Here is a 20,561-nt window from a genome sequence, read left to right as displayed (position 1 = left end):
GCGCACGCCGCGGGCCAAGGCCGCGGCCAGTTGCTCCCCGAACAGTTTCAGCGATCGGCTGCTCAGCATCTCCTCGTGTTCGCAGTCGACGGGGTATTCGCGGATTTGGCCGGCGACGTACGGGCGCCAACTCTGCCGGAGCGCCGAGCGGCCGCCCGTCGGTCTGGCCGAGAAGATGATCATGTCGCCATCGAAAATGTCCGGCTCATGGTCTGCGCGCAGCGCCAAGTTGGTGTTCGCGTTCTTGACCATGGTCTCGACGATTTGCCTTGACGGCAGGGCGAAATCCACCGCCTCGTCCTGACGAATCCATGCCTGGGCCCGCCGACGGGTGAGGGGCTGGGTGTGCTCCGGAATGTCGATGCCCGCGGCTGTCAACAGGGAGTGCAGGACATCGCTTTCGGTCACCGACGGTATGCCGTGCGCGCCCGACATGAGCAGCGAGTCCAGCACGAGCAGGCGTGGCACGGCGCATCCTCGCCGGCGCAGCTCCACGGCGATCTCATGCGCGACGATGCCGCCGAAAGACCAGCCGAGAAGGTGGTAGGGGCCATCGGGGTGGAGCCCCTGGATGGTGTCGGCGTAGTTCTTGGCCAGCTCACGAAGCGAGCCGGGCCGCTCGTCCTGCGCAAGCTGCTGGATGCCGATGATCGGGCAGTCCAGGTAGGAAGCCAGGCTGCGGTATACCCAGCTGATTCCCGCCCCGGGATGCAGGCAGAAGAGCGGGGTCCCGTCGCCGTCGGCGAGCACCTCTACCGGGACGACCTCGATCGAGCTGTCCGGTGCGTGCAGCCGCTGGCTCAAGGCTCCGATGGTGGGCGCGTCGAACAGGGTGCGCACGCTGATCTGCGCGTCCAGGGCGGGGTTGATGGCGGCGACGGCCCGCATGGCGAGCAGGGAGTCGCCACCGAGCTCGAAGAAGGAGTCGTCGGTGCCGACGCGTTCGACACCCAGCACGCGGCTGTAGATGTCCGCCAGGGTTCGTTCGACGCGGGTGGTGGGCGCGCGATAACCGTCGATGCCTCCGTACTCTGGCGCGGGCAACGCCCGGGTGTCGAGTTTGCCGTTGACGTTGCGCGGTAGGTGGGGCAGGACCACGAAGGCGGCGGGCTGCATGTAGTGGGGCAGCCGGTCGGCCAGGGCGGCGCGCGCGCCGGCGGGGTCGAGGGTGCCGGTGTAGTACGCGACGAGGCGTTTGTCGCCGGGGCGGTCTTCGCGGGCGACGACCGCGGCGTGCTCGACGCCGTCGAGTTCGGTTAGGGCGGTGGCGATCTCGGCGGGTTCGACGCGGTGTCCGCGGATCTTGAGTTGCTCGTCGGCGCGTCCGAGGCAGTGCAGCTGGCCGTCGGCGTCCCAGCGCGCCAGGTCCCCGGTGCGATACATCCGTGTCGGGTTGTCGGCGAAGGGGCAGGCCACGAATCGGGACGCGGTCAGGCCGGGGCGGCGCCAGTAGCCGGTGCCGACTTGGGGGCCTGCGACATACAGTTCGCCGATCACCCCTGGGGGTACCGGGCGCAGCCAGGGGTCGAGGACGAACAGGGCCGCGCCGGCCACCGGTGTGCCGATCGGGGCGGGTCGCGTGTCGGGGGTCAGCGGCGCGCTGGTGGTGACCCAGACCGTGGTTTCGGTGGGGCCGTAGGTGTTGATCAGCGTTCTTCCGGGCGCCCAGCGCTGGACGAGTTCGTCGGTGCAGGGCTCACCGAGCAGTATCAGCGCGGTCGACTCCAGGCCCTCGGGCGCCAACACCGCCGCCGCGGACGGGGTTTGGGTGAGGATACCGACCTGCTGTTCCACCAGTAGGGCGTGAAAGTCGTTGGGGGAGCGGGTGATTTCCTCGGGGATGACGAGCAGTTTGGCGCCGTGCAGCAGTGCGCCGAAGATTTCGTAGACCGAGAAGTCAAAGCCGTAGGAATGGCAGTGCGTGATGGTGTGGCCGGCGGTGCTGGTGAACGGGCCGAGCGTGCTGAGGAGTTGGGTGATGTTGTGGTGGGTGATCCCAACGCCTTTGGGCGTGCCGGTGGTCCCCGAGGTGTAGAGGAAGTAGGCGATGTTGTCGGCCGCCGGGGCGGGCAGCGCGGTGGTGGGCCGGGCGGCGTGGGTCGGGTCGTTGAATTTGATCACGGGAACCCGGTGCTGGTCCAGGAGGCCGGCCAGCTCACCGGCGGCGATCCCGGCGACCGGTGCGGTGTCGCCGAGCATGAAGGCGATGCGCGCCGATGGGTGGGCCGGGTCGATCGGCAGGTAGGCGGCCCCGGCCTTGAGCACGGCCAGCATCGCGATCACGGCCTCGGCAGAGCGCTCGAACACCAGCGCTACCACGTCACCGGGCCCCACCCCGCGACCGACCAACGTGTGCGCGAGTTGGTTTGTAGCGGTGTCGAGTTCACGGTAGGTCCAGGATTGGTCGCCGCACACAAGCGCGACCGCCTCGGGGGCGCGGGCCGCTTGGGCACCGAACAACTCCGGCACCGACACCCGGGGCGCGCGTTGCGTCAGCGCCGCCCGGTTGGACCACGCATCCATTCGGGTGCGCTCGGTCCCGTCGAACATATCCACCGACGACAGTGGCCGCTCCGGCTGGGTCGTCATCACCTGCAGCAGCCGCTGCAAGCGCTCCGCCAGCGCGTCGATGTCCTCCGCGTCGAAGACGTCGGTGGCGTACTCCAGCCGAAGCCCCAGCCGGGGTCCCGGTTCGGCGATCAATGTCAGGGCGTAGTGCGTGAATTCGCGGGTGGTGACGTCGGTGATGGCCATGTCCCGTGCGCCTTGGTCGGCCGCCCCGCCGACGGGGTAATTTTCGTAGATGAAGAGCGTGTCGAACAGCGCTTCGTGACCGGTGAGCCGGTGGATGTCGGCGAGCGCGAGGTGTTGGTGTTCCAGGGTTTCGTTATGGACCTGGTGGAGTTGATTGATGATGCCTGTGGTGTCGGTGTTCGGCCCGATGATGGCGCGCACCGGAATGGTGTTGATCAACAGGCCGACCATGGATTGCGCGCCGGCCAGATCCACGGGACGGCCCGATACGGTGGTGCCGAACGCGACGTCGTTGGCGCCGGTCAATCCGGCCAGCAGCTGCGCCCAAGCGGCCTGCAGCACGATGTTGACGGTGGTGTGGGCCGAACGGGCCAGCCCGATCAGCGCTTCGGTGGTTTCCCCGCGCAGTTGGCAGGTTTTCACCGCGCGTTGGCCGGTGCGCTGTTCGGGCCCGAGCAGGGTGGGTGTTCGGAAGCCGGAAAGGGCTGTGCTCCATGACTTTTCAGCGGCGGTGCGGTCCTGGCCCGCCAACCACATGACAAAGTTGCGGTAGGGGATGGGCGCCGGCAGCGGCAGGCCGTGGTAACTGGCGACGATCTCGCCGAGCAGGATCGACAGTGACCAGCCGTCGCACACGATGTGGTGGTTGGTCAGCACCAGGGTGTGTTCCGCGGCTGCGGTGCGCACCAGGGCGGCCCGCACCGGGCTGCACTCGCTGATGTCGCCGATGGCGGCGCGCTCGGAGGCTCGCACAGCCTCGATGTCGCAGTGGTGCGGCGGGTTTCCGGTGAGATCGACATAGCGCCACGGCACGGCGGGGTCGTCGACGATGACCTGCACGGGCTCGTCGAGATCCTGGTAGGCGAAGCGGGCGGCCAGGTTGGGGTGGCGGGTGACGACGGTTTGCACGGCGTCGCGCAGGAGGTGGCGGTCCACTCGGCCCTCGAGGGTGATCTCCACCTGCACCAGGTAGGCCTGCGTGGGGCCCTGCTGGTCGACGCTGTGGAAGAGCAATCCCTGCTGCAGCGGGGTCACCGGCAGCAGATCACGCACCCGGTGGGCCTGTTCCAGGCGCTCGATCTGGTTCTGGCGCAACCGAAGCGGGACCAGATCGGACGGCGTGAACCCGCCTCCGCCGTGGGCGACATGAGCGCAGATGCCGCTGAGGGCCGCGAACCACAGCCGGCCCAGCCGGGCGATCTGGGCGTCGTCGAACCTCGAGGATGCCCACGTCCAGTTTGCCTGCAGACGGGGGCCGGTGTCGGTGTCGACGGTGACCGCGTTGAGTTCCACGGTGTGGGCGAGCGGCGATCCGGCGCGCGCGGCATCGGTGGACAGCAGGTCCGAATCGACGATGCGCCACTCGTCTGACGGCGCTGACTGCGAAACACCCAGGCGACCAAGGTAATTGAAGCCGATCGGCGGGTCCTCCCCGGTCAGCTCGGCGTCGGGGTTCAGGTAGCGCAGCAGACCGTAGGTCAGACCGTCCGGAACCGCGCGAAGCTCCTCTTTAAGGCGTTTGACCGCGGCTCCCACCGCCGCGCGCCCGGCGACCACCTGGGGCCACGGGAGCCGGCCGACCGTCAGGCCCACCGGGTACTTGGTGGTGAACCAGCCCACCGTGCGGGACAGGTCGATACCGGGGACGACGCCCTCGTCGCGGCCGTGGCCCTCCACGTCGATGCTGATCGGGCCCTCGTCACCGCCGAGGAACTGCGCCCAGGCGAACGCGAAGGCGATCAGCAGGATGTCGTGCACGCCGGCGTGGAAGGCCGCCGGCACGGCGCCGAGCAGCTGGCGCGTGGTCGGCGCGTCCAACCACGCCGAGTGCTGCCGACTAGTGGCGGTGTCGGGCGCGGGCAGCGCCGGCGGGATCGCGGCGATCCTGCGCCATGTCGCCAGGTGATCGGTCACCGCCGGCCGACGGGCGTGGTCGGCCAGCACGCCGGCCCAGTGGCGAAACGAGGTGCCCCCGTCCGCGAGCGCCACTTGTCGGCCGTCGCGGTGTTGGCTCCAGCTGGTGTTGATGTCGTCGAGCAAGATGCGCCAGGACACTCCATCGACGCTGAGGTGGTGAATGGCCAAGGCCAACTGCGTTGTGGAGGTGGCCCAAACGGCACTGAGCACCACCCCGGCCGCGGGATCCAACCGTGACCACGCCGCGCTAAGCGCTTCCTCCGTCAACACCGCCACCTGGAGCACGCGGTCGCGGGCGTCCACGGAGCCCGGGGGGCCCGCCACCAGTGACCATCGCCCGCGGGCGTCCGCGTCGGCGTGCAGCCGTAACCGCAACATCGGGTGGCGGTCCAGCAGTGCCTGCACCAAGAGCACCGCGTCCTCCGCGCTGACTCCGCTGGGGGCCTGCAACAGCGCGGTCTGATGGAACCGCCCGGCCAGCGTGTCCACGCTGTGCAGCCACCGAATGATCGGGGTGGGGGTCACGGCGCCGACACCGTCGTCGGCGGACCCAGCGGCGGCGCCGTCGTCACCGGTCACGCGCGCGACTCGGGCCAGCCCGGCGACGGTTTGCTCGGTGAACAGGTCCCTGGGCGAGCAGAGGGCCCCCGCGGCGCGGGCCCGGGCGGCGACCTGGATGGCCAGGATGCTGTCGCCGCCCAGGTCGAAGAAGGATTCGTCGACGCCGACGCGTTCGAGCCCCAGCACCTCGGCGTAGATGGCGGCCAGGACTTCTTCGAGCGCGGTGCCGGGGGCACGGTAGTTGTCGGCCTGCCCGTAGTGCGGTGCGGGCAGGGCGCCGGCATCGAGCTTGCCGTTGACGGTGCGGGGTAGGTCGGGCAGGACCATTACCGCGGCCGGCAGCATGTGCGGGGGCAACCGGCGGCCCAGGGCGGCGCGGGCGGCGGCGGGCTCGAGGGTGCCGGTGTAATAGGCCACGAGGCGTTTGTCGCCGGGGCGGTCTTCGCGTACGACGGCGACGGCGTGCTCGATGCCGTCGAGTTCCGTTAGGGCGGAGGCGATTTCGGCGGGTTCGATGCGATGCCCGCGGATTTTGACCTGTTGGTCCGCGCGGCCGATGTATTCCAGCTGGCCGTCGGCGGCCCAGCGCACAAGATCGCCGGTACGGTACATCCGCGCCCCCGCGCCACCGAAGGGGCAGGCCACGAACCGGGCGGCGGTCAGGGCTGAACGCCGCCAATACCCGCAGCCCACGCCGGTTCCGGCGACGTAGAGTTCTCCAGCCACTCCGGGCGGGGCCGGCCGCAGCCACGGATCCAGAACGAATAATGCCGAACCTGCCGCCGGCGCGCCGATCGCCGCCGGCCCCGAACCCGGTGTCAACGGCGCACTCATCGATGCGTAGACGGTGGTTTCGGTCGGGCCGTAGGCGTTGACCATGACCCGCCCCGGCGCCCAGCGATCCACCAACTCGTCCGGGCAGGCCTCGCCGCCGACCATCAGGGTGGTCGACCCCAACCCGTCGGTGGGCAATACCGCTGCGGCGGAGGGGGTTTGGGTAAGCATGGTGACTTGCTGGGCCAGCAGCAGGTCGTGAAAGTCGTCCGGGCAGCGGGTGACCGATTCCGGCACTACCACCAGGCGCCCGCCGTCCAGCAGCGCGCCCCAGATCTCGAAGGCGGAGAAGTCGAAGCCATAGGAGTGGCACTGGGTCCACACGCGCTGCGCTTCCGGGGGAAACGGGCGAGGCGAGCTGATCAGTTGGGTGATGTTGTGGTGGGTGATGGCGACCCCTTTGGGGGTTCCGGTGGTACCGGAGGTGTAGAGGAGGTAGGCGATGTTGTCGGCGGCGGGTGTGGGCAAGGCGGCGTCCGGGCGGCCGGACCGAGTCGCGTCGTCGATATCGATGACCGAGAGCTGATGGCCCGCGAGCCGGCTAACTAGCTCGCCGGTGGTCAAGGCCGCCACCGGTGTGGCGTCCTCGAGCATGAACGCGATGCGGGCATCCGGGTGGGCGGGGTCGATGGGCAGGTAGGCGGCCCCGGATTTCAGAACCGCCAGCATCGCGATGATGGCCCGCGCCGAGCGCTCGAACAGCAGCGCGACGACGTCCCCGGGGACCACCCCACGAGCAACCAAAAACCGGGCCAACTGGTCGGCGGCCGCATCGAGCTCGCCGTAGGTCCACGAGGCGCCCGCGTCGACCAGTGCCACCGCCTCGGGGGTGCGGCCCACTTGTGCACCCCACATGCCCGGAATGGACACGGCGGATCGCGGCGCGGTCAGTGCGGCGCGGTTGCCCCATGCGTCCAGGCGCACCTGTTCGGTGCCGGTCAGCAGATCTGTCGACGACAGCCGCCGCCGCGGGTGAATCGTCAACTCCGCCAACGCTTTTTGTAACCGCTGGATCAGGGTGTCGATGGTGGCGGCGTCGAAAACGTCGGTGCGGTATTCCACGTCGACGTGGATGCCGGCGGGCTCCCCGGTGGGGGTGAAGCGCTCGGTGAGGGAGAACGCGAGGTCCATGCGGGCGCTATGGGTGTGCGCAGCCACGGTGGTGACATCGAGGCCGGAAAGCGCGGGCTGGATGGTGTTTTGCGGGGCCAGCATCACCTGGATGAGGGGGTGGTGGGTCAGTGATCGGGTGGGATTGAGCCGTTCGACGAGGACCTCGAAGGGCACGTCGGGGTGCTCGAGGGCCTCCAATGTGCGGGCGCGCACCCGGGCGAGCAGTTCGGTGAAGCTGGGATCGCCGGTCAGGTCGATGCGCAGGACCACGGTGTTGACGAACATGCCGACCAACTCGTCGGCGTCGGGGTGATCGCGCCCGGCCACCGGCACCCCGACCGCCACCTCGGGGCTCGCGCTCAGCGCCGAGAGCAGGGCGGCGAGCGCGGCCTGGATCACCATGAAGCTGCTCGCGTGGTTCGCACGGGCCAGGCGGCTCACCCGCTGCTGCAGCTCGGCTGACCAGTCCACCCCCACACTGGCGCCGCGGTGATCGGCCATCGGGGGATAGGGCCGGTCGGTGGGTAGCTGTAGGCGTCCGGGCATGCCGGCCAGGGTTTGCTCCCAGTAGGCCAGCTGGGTGGTGATGGCGCTGTTGGGGTCGCCCGGTTCGCCCAACCGCGCGCGCTGCCACCGGGCGAAGTCGGAGTAGCGCAGGGGCAATGGGCTCCAGTCGGGGACGCGTCCGGCGCGCCGGCTGGTGTAGGCCACCGCGAGATCGTCGAGCAAGGGCGTCCATGACCAGCCGTCGGCGGCGATGTGGTGCGCCACGATCACCAGCACGTGGCGTTGCTCGATGACCCTGAAAAGCTTTGCCCGGAACGGGATTTCGGCGGACAAATCGAAACTGTGGGCCGCCTCGGTGTCGATGGCCTGCTGCAGCTGCGCGGCCGGCCAGCCGGTAGCGTCGACGATGTGCCAGCCCTGCCGCGCGTGCTCGGCGGGCAGGATCCGCTGGTGCGGTATGCCGTTGTTCGACTCGAACACCGTGCGCAGCGGTTCGTGGCGGCCCACCACATCGGCCAGCGCCGCTCGCAGGGCGCCGCTGTCGAGGGGGCCGTCCAACCGCAGCGCCTTCGCGATGTTGTAGACCGGGCCGGGTCCCTGGAGCTGGTCGAGCAGCCAGAGCCGATTTTGGGCGTTCGACAACGGGATCGCCGGGTCGTCGGCCGCCCTCTCCTGCGTCAGCGGCAACGCGTCCAGAGACACCTGGATCACCGCCGGCCGAATGGTTGTGCGCCGACCGCTCGGCGCCGCGCCGGCCTCTCGCCCAGGCTCTCGGGCCGGAAATCGGCCCAGTTGTCCTCGACGTAGTCCAGGCACGCGGCGCGCGTGTCCGCCCCGTAAACCACCCGCCAGCCCGGCGGAATCTCGGCGAAGGTCGGCCAGAGGCTGTGCTGCTGCTCGCCATTGACCAGGACGACGAAAGTGCCGGTAGCGTCGTCGAATGGGTTGAGGCTCATCGGTTTTCGTGACCTCCGGATGTCGGTAGCTGATGCGGCTTTCCCTACCGCGTGGCGGGTAGTGCGGGCTGCTACGCGGAGTCGAGTAGGTTGCCGTAACCCATCGTGGCCACCTGGCCGCCCGGGTTGTATCCACCGCCCGGCGATAATCCGTGTCCCCCGATCGGAGATCCGAAAAGTCCCCCGACGGCGGGCGGGACGGCGCCGTTGCGCCGGCCAAAGGGTGGTGCCGACCCGCTGTCATGGTGATGCATTACCGGGCCGCTGCGGCGAATAATTCGTTGTACGCCAAGCTAATTCGGTCAGAGGAGGATGCCAAGTCAACGCACTCGGCACGGCGCGGTTCAGGCGGGCGTCGGCGCCGTAGCGCGATCCGCTATGCGGATCATCCCTCGCGGCGCCGTCGCGCGGAACGTCTTATGCGGGCGCCGACCCTGCCGCCTCGGACTCTGCCCGCTCTCGCATCGACGCCCATAGCGCGGCGGTCGCCGCGGTGCAGGCCGCGGCGCCGGCCACGTGCAGCGCGACCAGCGCGGCGGGCACCCCGGTGAAGTATTGGGCGGTGCCGACGGCGGCCTGCGCGCACACCAGGGCGAGCAGCACGACCAGTCGCCGCAGGATGGGCCGCCCGGCGCGCACGGCCAGCAGCCCGAAGCCCAGCCCGACGATCAGCGCGAGGTAGGCGACCAGCAGCGAGGAGTGCGCGTGCACCAGGGTGTCCACCGCGACCTTGAGCCGGGGCACGGTCCGGGTGGGGCTGCGGTCACCGGCGTGCGGGCCCGCGGCCGTCACCAGCGTGCCGGTGACCAGCACCACGGCCAGGTCCAGCCCGATCAGCGCCGTCAGGGCGCGCAGCGGCCGGGGCACGCGCCGGTGCAGCACCGCGTGGTCAGGCTCGCCGATCTTGACGTACAGCAGCACCGACAGCCACACCATCGTCATCGAGGTGAGCAAGTGAATGGCCACCGTCCACCAGAGCAGCCCGGTGCGCACGGTGATGCCGCCGATCACGGCCTGCACCACCGTCGACACCGGCATCAGCCACGCGTACACCAGGACCTCGGTGCGGCGGCGGGCGCGGGTCACGGCCAGCACGGCCAGGGCCGCGGCGACCACCACCGCGAAGGTGATCATGCGATTGCCGAACTCGACCGCCTGGTGGATGCGCGGCACCTCGGCGTGGGCGACGGGCGTGAAGCTGCCCGGAAAGCACTGCGGCCAGGTGGGACACCCCAGCCCCGAGGCGGTGACGCGGACGATCGCGCCGGTGACGGCGATGCCGCCCTGCGTGAGGATGACGGCCGCGGCGATGAGGCGCTGCACGCGCGCGCTCGGGTTGGGGAGGAGGTCCACCAACCGCCTCAGCGTTCGTCCCACGGGCATGGCCCGATGGTAGGCCAACGAAAACTACGTCCTGTAGTAAGCCCTGGCGTCGCGAGACTGAAACCACGCACGCCCGCCACGGCGTGTCGTGTGCGTGGTTTACGTGTCGCGGACGGTCGAGCCGGCGCGTCAGGTGAACCGGAACCAGCGCCGCGCGGCCAGCGCGGCGAGCGTGCCCCACACGGCCAGGACGACGATGCCGAACCAGTCCACCGATAGGGCCATCGCCTGCGACAGGGCCTCGGTCAGGGCCCCGGACGGGGTGAGCCGGGCCGCCCACTTGACGCCGGCCGGGATCATCCCGCTCTCCACGGTCAGCGCGCCCAGGCCGGCGAAGACGAACCACAGCAGGTTGGCCACCGCGAGCACGATCTCGGCGCGCAGCGTCCCGCCGAGCAACAGTCCCAGGGCCGCGAAACCCGCGGTGCCCAGCGCGATGACCGCCGCGCCCAACGCCAGCGCGGCCAGGGCGGGCCGCCAGCCCAGCGCAAAACCGATGGCGCCCAACAGGATTGCCTGCAAAAACACCACCGTCACGACGGCCAGGGACTTGCCGGCGATGATGCCCCAGACCGGCAGCGGGGTCGCGCCCAACCGCTTGAGCGCGCCGTAGCGGCGGTCGAAGGCGACCGCGATGGCCTGGCCGGTGAAGGCGGTCGAGATCACCGCGAGGGCCATGATGGCGGGGACGAAGGTGGCGGCGCGGTTGTGCCCGAAGGAGCCGAACGGCAGCAGGGTGAGGCCGACGAGCAGCGTGATCGGGATGAACATGGTCAGCAGCAGTTGCTCGCCGTTGCGCAAGAGCAGCTTGAGCTCCAGGCCGAACTGCGCGGCCAGCATCCGCGGCACGGCATTGGGCCTCGGGTCGGGGGTGAAGGTTCCCGCGGGGAAGACGTTCGATTCGGTCACTGCCGCAACTTCCTGCCGGTCAGGTCGAGGAACACGTCCTCGAGGCTGCGCTGCTCAACGCGCATGTCGGTGGCCAGCACGTCGATCCGCGCGCACCACGCGGTGACGGTGGCCAACACCTGCGGGTCGACGGGCCCCTCGACCAGGTATTCGCCCGGTGTGACCTCGCTGGCCCGGTATTCCTCGGGCAACGCGGCGGTCAGCAGCGTCAGGTCGAGCCGCGGCGGCGCGGTGAACCGCAGCTCGTCCTTAGCGCCGGTGCGCATCAGCTCGGCCGGCGTGCCCGCGGCCACCGTCGCGCCGTGGTCGATGATGACCAGCCGATCGGCTAGCTCCTCGGCCTCCTTGAGTTGGTGGGTGGTCAGCAGCACCGTCACGCCGTCGCGCCGCAGCGCGTCGATCAGCTCCCAGACCAGCAGCCGGGCGTGGGCGTCCATGCCGGCGGTGGGTTCGTCGAGGAAGACCAGTTCGGGGCGGCCGACCAGCGCGCAGGCCAGCGCGAGCCGCTGCTGCTGCCCTCCGGAGAGCCGCCGGTAGGTGGTGCGGGCGGCGTCGGTGAGGCCCAGAGTGTCCAGCAGCCAGGCCGGATCCAGCGGGTCGGCGGCGTAGGACGCGACCAGGTTGAGCATCTCGCCCGCGCGGGCGCTGGGGTAGCCGCCGCCGCCCTGCAGCATCACCCCGATGCGCGTGCGCAGGCGCGAGTTGTCGGCGATGGGGTCCAGCCCGAGCACCTCGATGGTGCCGGCGTCGGGGCGCACGAAGCCCTCGCACATCTCGACCGTCGTGGTCTTGCCGGCGCCGTTGGGCCCCAGCAGGGCCAGCACTTCGGCGGCGTGCACCTCGAGGTCGAGATCGGCGACGGCGGTGGTGGATCCGTAGTGCTTGCTCACCCCGCGCAGCCGTACGACTGTTTCAGGAACGTCCGAGCTCACGAGCGCCGCTCTCCCCCGCAAGCGGGTGGGGTCCCCGCGGAGCTGGGGAGTGCCCCCACTGCATCGTCGTCGGCGCGGCTCACGTGGAATCAGCGTAGGCGTCAGGTATCGCCTCGGGATTGGGGGTCTGCGCGGGGTCGGGCGCCGGCGCGGCCCCGACGGCCGGCTGCGGGGTCTCGCCGCCCTCGGTGGGGAGTCGCCGCCACGGCAGGCGGGTGTACGTCAGCGCGATGAGCACCACCACGATGAGGGTGCTGGCCAGGGTGGCGTCGACGATCTGGAACAGCGCGAAGCGGTCCCCGTTGGCGGTCGGGCCGAAGATGCCGACGACCAGGGTGATGACGATGACCGCGACCCGGAATCCGGTGCGGGTCGCCCAGGCGGCCAACGGGATGATCGCCCACAGCAGGTACCAGGGCTGCACGACGGGGAACAGCAGCACCGTGACGCCCAGCGCCACGCCCAGGCCGCCGATCGGGTGCAGCCGGCCGCGGAAGACGGCCACCAGTAGCCAGCCCACCATCACGGTGATGATCAGCACGCCGATGGCGCGGGTGAGTCCCAGCACCGCGGTGGTGTGGTCGCCGAGTCCCAGCAGGATGCCGACCTGCCCGGTGCCCAGGGCCAGCAGGGTGGGTGGTGACATCCAGCTGCGGACGACGTTGGCGGTGCCCAGCGTGTAGATCCAGCCGAAGCCGAGCCCGCTGGCCCAGCCCACGACCGCCATCACCGCCAGCGACAGCGCGCTCATCGCGCCGCCCGCGAGCAGCAAGGCGCGCAGGTTGCCCCCGCAGCGGTAGGCCAGCGCCATCGTGACGAACCCGAGCGCCAGCAGCGACGGCAGCTTCACCTGCGACGACAGCGCGATCAGGACGGCGCCGGCCAGCAGCATGCCCAACGGCTCCCAGTCCGGGCCGGGCCGCCAGGAGGTCGGGAACAGCCGCGGGGAGTCGATCCCCCGCAGCGCGAACTCGGCGCCGGCCAGCATCAGCCCGAGCATCAGTGCCTCGTTGTGGACGCCGGCCACCAGATGCATGATCAGCAGCGGATTGGCCGCGCCCAGCCACAGCGCGCTGACCTCGGCGACGCCGCAGCGGCGGGCCAGCCGGGGCGTCGCCCAGACGATCAACCCGACGCCGATCAGCTCGACCAGCCGATGGCACAGCACGGCGGCGACGATGTTCTCGCCGGTGATCGCCGAGATGCCACGCCCGATCCACAAAAACAGCGGGCCGTAGGGCGCCGGCGTCTCCCGCCACAGCGTGGGCACCGACAGCGTGAAGACGTGCGACAGGCCCAGGCCCGACGCCGGACCCACCCGGTACGGGTCCAGCCCTTCCAGCGAGATCTGGCTCTGGGCCAGGTAGGAGTAGACGTCCTTGCTGTACATCGGGGGCGCGATCAGCAGCGGCAGGATCCACAGCATCAGGGTGCGGTCCAGGTCACCGCGCGACATCCGCCTGCTGCCCAGCGCGAACCGGCCGAGCATCAGCCAGGCCAGCGTCATCATCACCGCCCCGGTCGTCGTCATCGTCAGGGACACGGTCTGGATGCGCGACGGCAGGTTGAGCAACCGCACGCCGAACGTGGGGTCCTGCACGACGGGACGCGCCCCGGCGCCCAGCGCGCCGATGGCCATCAGGACGGTGCCGGCGGCACCGAACCGCCGGGTGCGCTGCAGCGCGGTGAGCTCGGTAGCGTTGAGCGGCGTGCCCACCGCTTGCTCGTCGCCATGCAGGCTGGCGATCGACGAGCTCAGCACGTGGTGGCGGGCTGCCATCAGAGCAGCGTAACCGCCGGGGTCGCCGGGCTCGCCTCGCCGCCGCGCGTTGTCTTGAGTGTGACCAGCGCAACGCCCGCTCAGGGGACCCTTGGTAGACCGATCCCCGGAATTGCGTCACACTGGTGTTGTGAAAATCCGAACCGGCTTCGACGACGCTGCCGCGGGCGCGGCGGGCGCGTCGGTGCCGGATGGACACACCCGTCGGGCCATCGTGCGCCTGCTGGTGGAGTCCGGATCGATCACGGCCGGCGAGATCGGTGATCGGCTGGGGCTGGCGGCCGCGGGCGTGCGGCGCCATCTCGATGCGCTGATCGAGGCGGGCGACGCCGAGTCGGTGCCCGCCGCGTCCTGGCAGCAGGTGGGTCGTGGGCGCCCCGCCAAGCGGTTCCGGCTCACCGCAGGGGGCCGCGCCAAGCTCGACCACGCCTACGACGACCTCGCAGCGGCGGCCATGCGGCAGCTGCGCGAGATCGGCGGCGAGGACGCCGTCCGCACGTTCGCCCGGCAACGCATCGACTCGATCCTGGCCGGCGTACCGTCGGCCGAGGGCGACGACGACGCCGAGGTCGAGGCGGCCGCCGAGCGGGTGGCCGGCGCGCTGACCAAGGCCGGCTACGTCGCCACCACGACGCGGGTCGGCGGCCCGATCCACGGCGTGCAGATCTGCCAGCACCACTGCCCGGTGTCGCACGTCGCCGAGGAATTCCCCGAGTTGTGTGAAGCCGAGCAGCAGGCCATGGCCGAGGTGCTCGGGACCCACGTGCAGCGGTTGGCGACCATCGTCAACGGCAACTGCGCCTGCACCACCCACGTGCCACTTACCCCGGCGCCCAGCCCGCGTCGCGACACCACGAGCATCGAAGGAGCGTCGTTATGACCCTCACGCCAGAGGCCCAGAAGGCTGCCGAGCCGTTGACCCAGGAGCAGACGATCGCGTCGCTGGGCCGCTACGGCTACGGCTGGGCGGACTCCGACATCGCGGGGGCCAGCGCGCAGCGCGGGCTCTCGGAGGCGGTGGTGCGCGACATCTCGGCGAAGAAGAACGAGCCCGAATGGATGCTGCAGACGCGGCTGAAGGCGCTGCGTATCTTCGACCGCAAGCCGATGCCGAACTGGGGCTCGGACCTGAGCGGCATCCACTTCGACAACATCAAGTACTTCGTGCGGTCCACCGAGAAGCAGGCCGCCACTTGGGATGACCTGCCCGAGGACATCCGCAACACCTACGACCGGCTCGGCATCCCGGAGGCCGAAAAGCAGCGGCTGGTCGCCGGTGTGGCCGCCCAGTACGAGTCCGAGGTGGTGTACCACCAGATCCGCGAGGACCTCGAGTCGCAGGGCGTCATCTTCCTCGACACCGACACGGGCCTGCGCGAGCACCCGGAGCTGTTCCAGCAGTACTTCGGCACCGTGATCCCGGCGGGCGACAACAAGTTCTCCGCGCTGAACACCGCGGTGTGGAGCGGCGGATCGTTCATCTACGTCCCGCCCGGCGTGCACGTCGACATCCCGCTGCAGGCCTACTTCCGGATCAACACCGAGAACATGGGCCAGTTCGAGCGGACGCTGATCATCGTCGACGAAAACGCCTACGTGCATTACGTCGAGGGCTGCACCGCGCCCATCTACACGTCGGACTCGCTGCACTCGGCGGTGGTGGAGATCATCGTGAAGCCCGGTGGCCGTTGCCGTTACACCACGATTCAGAACTGGTCGAACAACGTCTACAACCTGGTGACCAAGCGCGCCCGGGCTGAGGCCGGCGCCACCATGGAGTGGGTCGACGGCAACATCGGCTCCAAGGTGACCATGAAGTACCCGGCCGTCTGGATGACCGGAGAGCACGCCAAGGGCGAGGTCTTGTCGGTCGCCTTCGCCGGGGAGGGCCAGCACCAGGACGCCGGCGCCAAGATGCTGCACCTGGCGCCCAACACGTCGAGCAACATCGTCTCGAAGTCGGTGGCCCGTGGCGGCGGCCGCACCTCGTACCGCGGTCTGGTGCAGGTGAACAAGGGCGCGCACGGGTCCCGGTCCAGCGTGAAATGCGATGCGCTGCTGGTCGATACGATCAGCCGCAGCGACACCTACCCCTACGTCGACATCCGCGAGGACGACGTCACGATGGGCCACGAGGCCACGGTGTCCAAGGTCAGCGAGAACCAGCTGTTCTACCTGATGAGCCGCGGGCTGACCGAGGACGAGGCGATGGCGATGGTGGTGCGCGGCTTCGTCGAGCCGATCGCCAAGGAACTGCCCATGGAGTACGCCCTGGAGCTCAACCGGCTCATCGAGTTGCAGATGGAGGGCTCGGTCGGATGACCGCCACCGCTGCCGCCCTGAACAAGGGCGAATTGTTCGCGTCCTTCGACGTGGACGCGTTCGAGGTGCCCAGCGGCCGCGACGAAATCTGGCGCTTCACGCCGCTGCGGCGGCTGCGCGGCCTGCACGACGGATCGGCGCAGGCCACCGGCAAGGCGCAGATCGACGTGGCCGAGCAGCCGGGCGTGCGGGTCGAGACCGTCCGCCGCGGCGACGACCGGCTCGGACGCGCCGGCGTGCCCGCCGACCGTGTTGCGGCGCAAGCGTTTTCGTCGTTCAACTCCGCGACGGTGGTGAGCGTCGGGCGCGACACGCAGATCGCCGAACCGGTCAACATCACCGTGACGGGTCCCGGCGCGGGCGCGGTGGCCTACGGGCACCTGCAGATCAGCGTCGCCGAGCTCGGCGAGGCGGTCGTGGTGATCGCCCTGCGGGGCAGCGGAACCTACGCCGACAACGTCGAATTCATCGTCGACGACGCGGCCCGGCTCACCGTGGTGTGGGTCGCGGACTGGGCCGACGACATGGTTCACCTCAGTGCGCACCACGCCAAGCTGGGCAAGGACGCCGTACTGCGGCACGTCGCCGTCACGCTGGGCGGCGAGGTGGTTCGGATGTCGGCCAACGTTCGCTACGCCGCCCCGGGCGGGGATGCCGAGCTGCTCGGTTTGTACTTCGCCGACGACGGGCAGCACCTGGAATCGCGGCTGCTGGTCGACCACGCGCAGCCGAACTGCAAATCCAACGTGCTCTACAAGGGTGCGCTGCAAGGGGATCCGGCATCGCAGCGGCCCGACGCGCACACCGTCTGGGTGGGTGACGTGCTGATCCGCGCCGAGGCCACCGACACCGACACCTTCGAGGTGAACCGCAACCTGGTGCTCACCGACGGGGCGCGCGCCGACTCGGTGCCCAACTTGGAAATCGAGACCGGCGAGATCGTCGGCGCCGGACACGCCAGTGCCACCGGGCGTTTCGACGACGAGCAACTGTTTTACCTGCGCGCCCGCGGCATTCCCGAGGACCAGGCGCGCCGGCTGGTGGTGCGCGGATTCTTCGGCGAGATCATCTCGAAGATCGCCGTGCCGGAGATCCGGGAGCGCCTCACCGCCGCCATCGAACACGAACTGGAAATCACGGAGAAGACAACAGCGTAATGACGACTTTGGAAATTAAAGACCTGCACGTCAGCGTCGAGGACCCCAACGCCGCCGAGGGCAGCCGCGAGATCGGAATCCTCAACGGCGTCAACCTGACCGTCAAGTCCGGTGAGACGCATGCGGTGATGGGCCCCAACGGCTCGGGCAAGTCAACGCTGTCCTACGCCATCGCCGGTCACCCGAAGTATCGGGTGACCTCCGGGTCGATCACCCTGGACGGCCAGGACGTGCTGGACATGAGCGTCGACGAACGCGCCCGCGCCGGTTTGTTCCTCGCCATGCAGTACCCCGTCGAGGTTACGGGCGTGTCGATGTCGAACTTCCTGCGCAGCGCCGCCACCGCCGTGCGCGGCGAGCCGCCGAAACTGCGGCACTGGGTCAAGGAGGTCAAGGCGGCCATGGCCGACCTCGACATCGACCCGGCGTTCGCGGAACGCAGTGTCAACGAAGGGTTTTCCGGTGGCGAGAAGAAGCGCCACGAAATCCTGCAGCTCGGGTTGCTCAAGCCCAAGATCGCCATCCTCGACGAGACCGACTCCGGGCTGGACGTGGACGCGCTGCGGGTGGTCAGTGAGGGCGTCAACCGCTACGCCGAGGCCGAGCACGGCGGCATCCTGCTGATCACCCACTACACCCGGATCCTGCGCTACATCCGCCCGCAGTTCGTGCACGTGTTCGTCGGGGGCCGGATCGTCGAATCCGGCGGTCCGGAGCTGGCCGACGAGCTCGAGGAGAACGGCTACGTGCGCTTCACCGAAGCGGCGGCTGCAGGAGCGTAAGCATGACCGCACTGGACGTCGACGCGATCCGCGCTGACTTTCCGATCCTCAAGCGCGTGATGCGCGGCGGAAAACAGTTGGCGTATCTGGATTCCGGCGCGACGTCGCAGCGCCCGCTGCAGGTGCTCGACGCCGAGCGCGAGTTCCTGGTCACCTCCAACGGCGCGGTCCATCGCGGCGCGCACCAGCTGATGGAGGAGGCGACCGACGCCTACGAGCAGGGCCGCGCCGACGTCGCGGCGTTCGTCGGCGCCGACAGCGACGAGCTGGTCTTCACGCGAAACGCCACGGAGGCGCTCAACCTGGCGTCGTACGTGCTGGGCGACAACAGGTTCGACCGGGCCGTCGGCCAGGGCGACGTCATTGTCACCACGGAGCTCGAGCACCACGCCAACATCGTCCCGTGGCAGGAGCTGGCCCGCCGCAGCGGCGCCACCCTGCGCTGGTACGGCGTGACCGACGACGGCCGCATCGACCTGGACTCGCTGGAGCTGGACGAGCGCGTGAAGGTCGTTGCGTTCAGCCATCATTCGAACGTGACCGGCGCGGTGGCGCCGGTGGCCGAGCTGGTCCGCCGCGCCAAGGCCGTCGGCGCCGTGACGGTGCTGGACGCCTGCCAGTCGGTGCCGCACGAGCCGGTCGACCTGCATGCTCTCGACGTCGACTTCGCCGCGTTCTCCGGCCATAAGATGTTGGCCCCCAACGGGGTTGGTGCGCTCTACGCCCGGCGCGAGGTGCTCTCGGAGCTGCCGCCGTTCCTCACCGGCGGGTCGATGATCGAGACGGTGACCATGGAGACCTCGACCTACGCCCCGGCGCCGCAACGGTTCGAGGCCGGCACGCCGATGACCTCCCAGGTCGTCGGGCTGGGCGCGGCCGCCCGCTATCTGGGCGCCATCGGCATGGACGCGGTCGAGGCGCACGAGCGCGAGCTGGTCGCCGCGACCCTCGAGGGCCTGTCGGGCATCGATGGCGTGCGGATCGTCGGGCCGACCACGATGGAAAATCGTGCCTCGCCGGTGTCGTTCGTCGTCTCTGGTGTGCACGCCCACGACGTCGGGCAAGTGCTCGACGACGAGGGCGTCGCGGTCCGCGTGGGGCATCACTGCGCGATGCCGCTGCACCGCCGGTTCGGCGTGGCGGCCACCGCCCGGGCATCGTTCGCCGTGTACAACACCACCGACGAGGTCGAGCGTCTGCTGGCCGGCGTGCGCCGCGCGGTGGAATTCTTTGGAAGAGACTGACGGTGCGCCTGGAGCAGATGTATCAGGACGTGATCCTCGATCACTACAAGCATCCCCAGCACCGCGGGCTGCGCGAGCCGTTCGGCGCGCAGGTCTACCACGTCAACCCCGTCTGCGGCGACGAGGTGACCCTGCGGGTCGCGCTGTCGGACGACGGCCAACGCGTGGCGGACGTCTCCTATGACGGGCAGGGCTGCTCGATCAGCCAGGCGGCGACCTCGGTGCTCACCCAGCAGGTGATCGGTCAGACCGTGCCCGAGGCGCTGAACACCATCGCCGCGTTCACCGAGATGGTGTCCTCGCGCGGCACCGTCGAGGGCGACGAGGACGTCCTGGGCGACGGCATCGCGTTCGCCGGGGTGGCCAAATATCCGGCCCGGGTGAAATGCGCACTGCTGGGCTGGATGGCATTCAAAGACGCTTTGGCCCAAGCTTGTTCGGACAGGGGCGCGGACTTCGAGGAGGAACAGGATGAGCGAGACCGCCGCACCGGGTGACGAATTTCTTGCCGACCTCGAGGAGGCGATGCGCGACGTCGTCGACCCCGAGTTGGGCATCAACGTCGTCGACCTCGGGCTGGTTTACGGCCTCAACGTGGAAGAGGGCGACGACGGGACCGTCGCCCTGCTCGACATGACGCTGACCTCGGCGGCCTGCCCGCTGACCGACGTCATCGAGGACCAGTCGCGCAGCGCGCTGGTCAGCAGCGGGCTGGTCGACGACCTGCGGATCAACTGGGTGTGGAACCCGCCGTGGGGCCCGGACAAGATCACCGAGGACGGCCGCGAACAACTGCGCGCCTTGGGCTTCACCGTCTGAAGCCGTCCACCTAGAGGTGGAAGGGCAGGTGCGGCAGATGCAGGTGATGGTGCGGTCGTCCCATCGGCGGGCACTGCTCGAGGCTGATGGTCGTCGCCTGCAGCGCCCCGCCGTCGTTCGTCCCCTGGGCCCCCATGCACGTGCCGTTCGTGATCGCCTGGGTGTTACTGATCGTCTGCTTTTGGTAGGACGTCGCGTCGTTGACGGTGACCGTGGTGGGACCGCCGGGCCCAATCCCGTTGACGGCGAGCGTGTTTCCCGATACCGATGCGACCGTGCCGTAAAAGCCGGCGGGCGGCGGGCACTTGCCGTCGACGGCCGCCGTGATCATGACGGTCTGGGCGGTCACGCCGGCGGCCGGTGAACTTTGCGGGGTCGCCCGCACGTTCACACAGCTACCCGGGGTGACATCGGGGAGCTTGGCCGGGGCCACCTGGAAGACCGGTGTGGCAGGAGCGAAGTCCACCGTCGCCGAACCGCTGCGCGTTCTGAGCTGAATCTTGTCGCCGGCCACCGACTGGACCATGCCCTCGACGTAGTCCTTGCCCACGGGTGGGGGCGCCGGGGGCGGGGCCGCGCTTGGTGGTGGGC

Annotated in this window: 13 protein-coding genes and 1 pseudogene; 7 read left to right on the top strand and 7 right to left on the bottom strand. The window is 69.7% G+C overall.

Annotated elements, in window-relative coordinates; all coding sequences use genetic code 11:
• Nucleotides 1–15: 15 nt before the first annotated feature.
• From A5730_RS00600 to mptB, 6 genes and pseudogenes are all read right to left on the bottom strand, one after another.
• A pseudogene (locus A5730_RS00600) lies at nucleotides 16–8,334 on the bottom strand (amino acid adenylation domain-containing protein); the annotation flags it as partial.
• 59 nt (nucleotides 8,335–8,393) lie between these two features.
• Entirely contained in the window at nucleotides 8,394–8,642 is a 249-nt protein-coding gene (locus A5730_RS00595; RefSeq protein WP_067894184.1) for an MbtH family protein, read from the bottom strand.
• A gap of 417 nt (nucleotides 8,643–9,059) precedes the next feature.
• Nucleotides 9,060–10,025, bottom strand: a complete 966-nt coding sequence (locus A5730_RS00590) for a heme A synthase (protein ID WP_067894181.1) — start codon at nucleotides 10,023–10,025, stop codon at nucleotides 9,060–9,062.
• A gap of 129 nt (nucleotides 10,026–10,154) precedes the next feature.
• Nucleotides 10,155–10,934: an ABC transporter permease gene (locus A5730_RS00585; RefSeq protein WP_067894178.1), complete on the bottom strand. Its 780-nt coding sequence runs from the start codon at nucleotides 10,932–10,934 to the stop codon at nucleotides 10,155–10,157.
• Nucleotides 10,931–11,866 (bottom strand): ABC transporter ATP-binding protein, encoded by a 936-nt coding sequence (locus A5730_RS00580; protein ID WP_067894176.1) that lies wholly within the window; start codon nucleotides 11,864–11,866, stop codon nucleotides 10,931–10,933. The genes A5730_RS00585 and A5730_RS00580 overlap by 4 nt, the downstream gene beginning before the upstream one ends.
• 79 nt (nucleotides 11,867–11,945) lie before the next feature.
• A complete protein-coding gene (gene mptB / locus A5730_RS00575; RefSeq protein ID WP_067894173.1) occupies nucleotides 11,946–13,646 on the bottom strand; it encodes a polyprenol phosphomannose-dependent alpha 1,6 mannosyltransferase MptB in 1,701 nt (566 codons plus the stop codon).
• Between the two features lie 91 nt (nucleotides 13,647–13,737).
• On the opposite strand from mptB, the gene A5730_RS00570 reads away from it, so the two are divergent.
• The 7 genes from A5730_RS00570 to A5730_RS00540 are packed head-to-tail and all read left to right on the top strand — an operon-like array spanning nucleotide 13,738 to nucleotide 19,970.
• Entirely contained in the window at nucleotides 13,738–14,526 is a 789-nt protein-coding gene (locus tag A5730_RS00570; RefSeq protein ID WP_156745626.1) for a metalloregulator ArsR/SmtB family transcription factor, read from the top strand.
• Nucleotides 14,523–15,968: a Fe-S cluster assembly protein SufB gene (gene sufB / locus A5730_RS00565; RefSeq protein ID WP_067894169.1), complete on the top strand. Its 1,446-nt coding sequence runs from the start codon at nucleotides 14,523–14,525 to the stop codon at nucleotides 15,966–15,968. Before A5730_RS00570 ends, sufB begins: the two co-directional genes overlap by 4 nt.
• The gene (gene sufD / locus A5730_RS00560; RefSeq protein WP_067894166.1) at nucleotides 15,965–17,125 is read left to right on the top strand and encodes a Fe-S cluster assembly protein SufD; all 1,161 of its coding nucleotides are present in this window, start codon (nucleotides 15,965–15,967) and stop codon (nucleotides 17,123–17,125) included. Before sufB ends, sufD begins: the two co-directional genes overlap by 4 nt.
• On the top strand, nucleotides 17,125–17,907 hold the full coding sequence (sufC, locus tag A5730_RS00555) for a Fe-S cluster assembly ATPase SufC (protein ID WP_067894163.1): 783 nt from the start codon (nucleotides 17,125–17,127) through the stop codon (nucleotides 17,905–17,907). Before sufD ends, sufC begins: the two co-directional genes overlap by 1 nt.
• A 2-nt stretch (nucleotides 17,908–17,909) precedes the next feature.
• Nucleotides 17,910–19,151, top strand: a complete 1,242-nt coding sequence (locus A5730_RS00550; protein ID WP_067894160.1) for a cysteine desulfurase — start codon at nucleotides 17,910–17,912, stop codon at nucleotides 19,149–19,151.
• Nucleotides 19,148–19,648 (top strand): Fe-S cluster assembly sulfur transfer protein SufU, encoded by a 501-nt coding sequence (gene sufU, locus A5730_RS00545; RefSeq protein ID WP_067894157.1) that lies wholly within the window; start codon nucleotides 19,148–19,150, stop codon nucleotides 19,646–19,648. The genes A5730_RS00550 and sufU overlap by 4 nt, the downstream gene beginning before the upstream one ends.
• A complete protein-coding gene (locus A5730_RS00540) occupies nucleotides 19,623–19,970 on the top strand; it encodes a metal-sulfur cluster assembly factor (RefSeq protein ID WP_067275683.1) in 348 nt (115 codons plus the stop codon). Before sufU ends, A5730_RS00540 begins: the two co-directional genes overlap by 26 nt.
• A 10-nt stretch (nucleotides 19,971–19,980) precedes the next feature.
• Here A5730_RS00540 and A5730_RS24540 read toward each other — a convergent pair.
• Nucleotides 19,981–20,561: DUF5666 domain-containing protein (locus A5730_RS24540; protein WP_067894209.1), on the bottom strand; the 581-nt coding region annotated here is incomplete at its 5' end.

It is taken from the genome of Mycobacterium sp. ACS4054 (assembly GCF_001667275.1).
GTDB lineage: Bacteria > Actinomycetota > Actinomycetes > Mycobacteriales > Mycobacteriaceae > Mycobacterium.
This window is presented reverse-complemented; position numbering and strand designations above follow the sequence as displayed.

Coding starts and splice junctions, on each gene's coding strand:
- A5730_RS00550 (WP_067894160.1), top strand. CDS start 17,910: ATGACCGCACTGGACGTCGACGCGATCCGCGCTGACTTTCCGATCCTC.
- sufC (WP_067894163.1), top strand. CDS start 17,125: ATGACGACTTTGGAAATTAAAGACCTGCACGTCAGCGTCGAGGACCCC.
- A5730_RS00595 (WP_067894184.1), bottom strand. CDS start 8,642: ATGAGCCTCAACCCATTCGACGACGCTACCGGCACTTTCGTCGTCCTG.
- A5730_RS00590 (WP_067894181.1), bottom strand. CDS start 10,025: ATGCCCGTGGGACGAACGCTGAGGCGGTTGGTGGACCTCCTCCCCAAC.
- mptB (WP_067894173.1), bottom strand. CDS start 13,646: ATGGCAGCCCGCCACCACGTGCTGAGCTCGTCGATCGCCAGCCTGCAT.
- sufB (WP_067894169.1), top strand. CDS start 14,523: ATGACCCTCACGCCAGAGGCCCAGAAGGCTGCCGAGCCGTTGACCCAG.
- sufD (WP_067894166.1), top strand. CDS start 15,965: ATGACCGCCACCGCTGCCGCCCTGAACAAGGGCGAATTGTTCGCGTCC.
- A5730_RS00540 (WP_067275683.1), top strand. CDS start 19,623: ATGAGCGAGACCGCCGCACCGGGTGACGAATTTCTTGCCGACCTCGAG.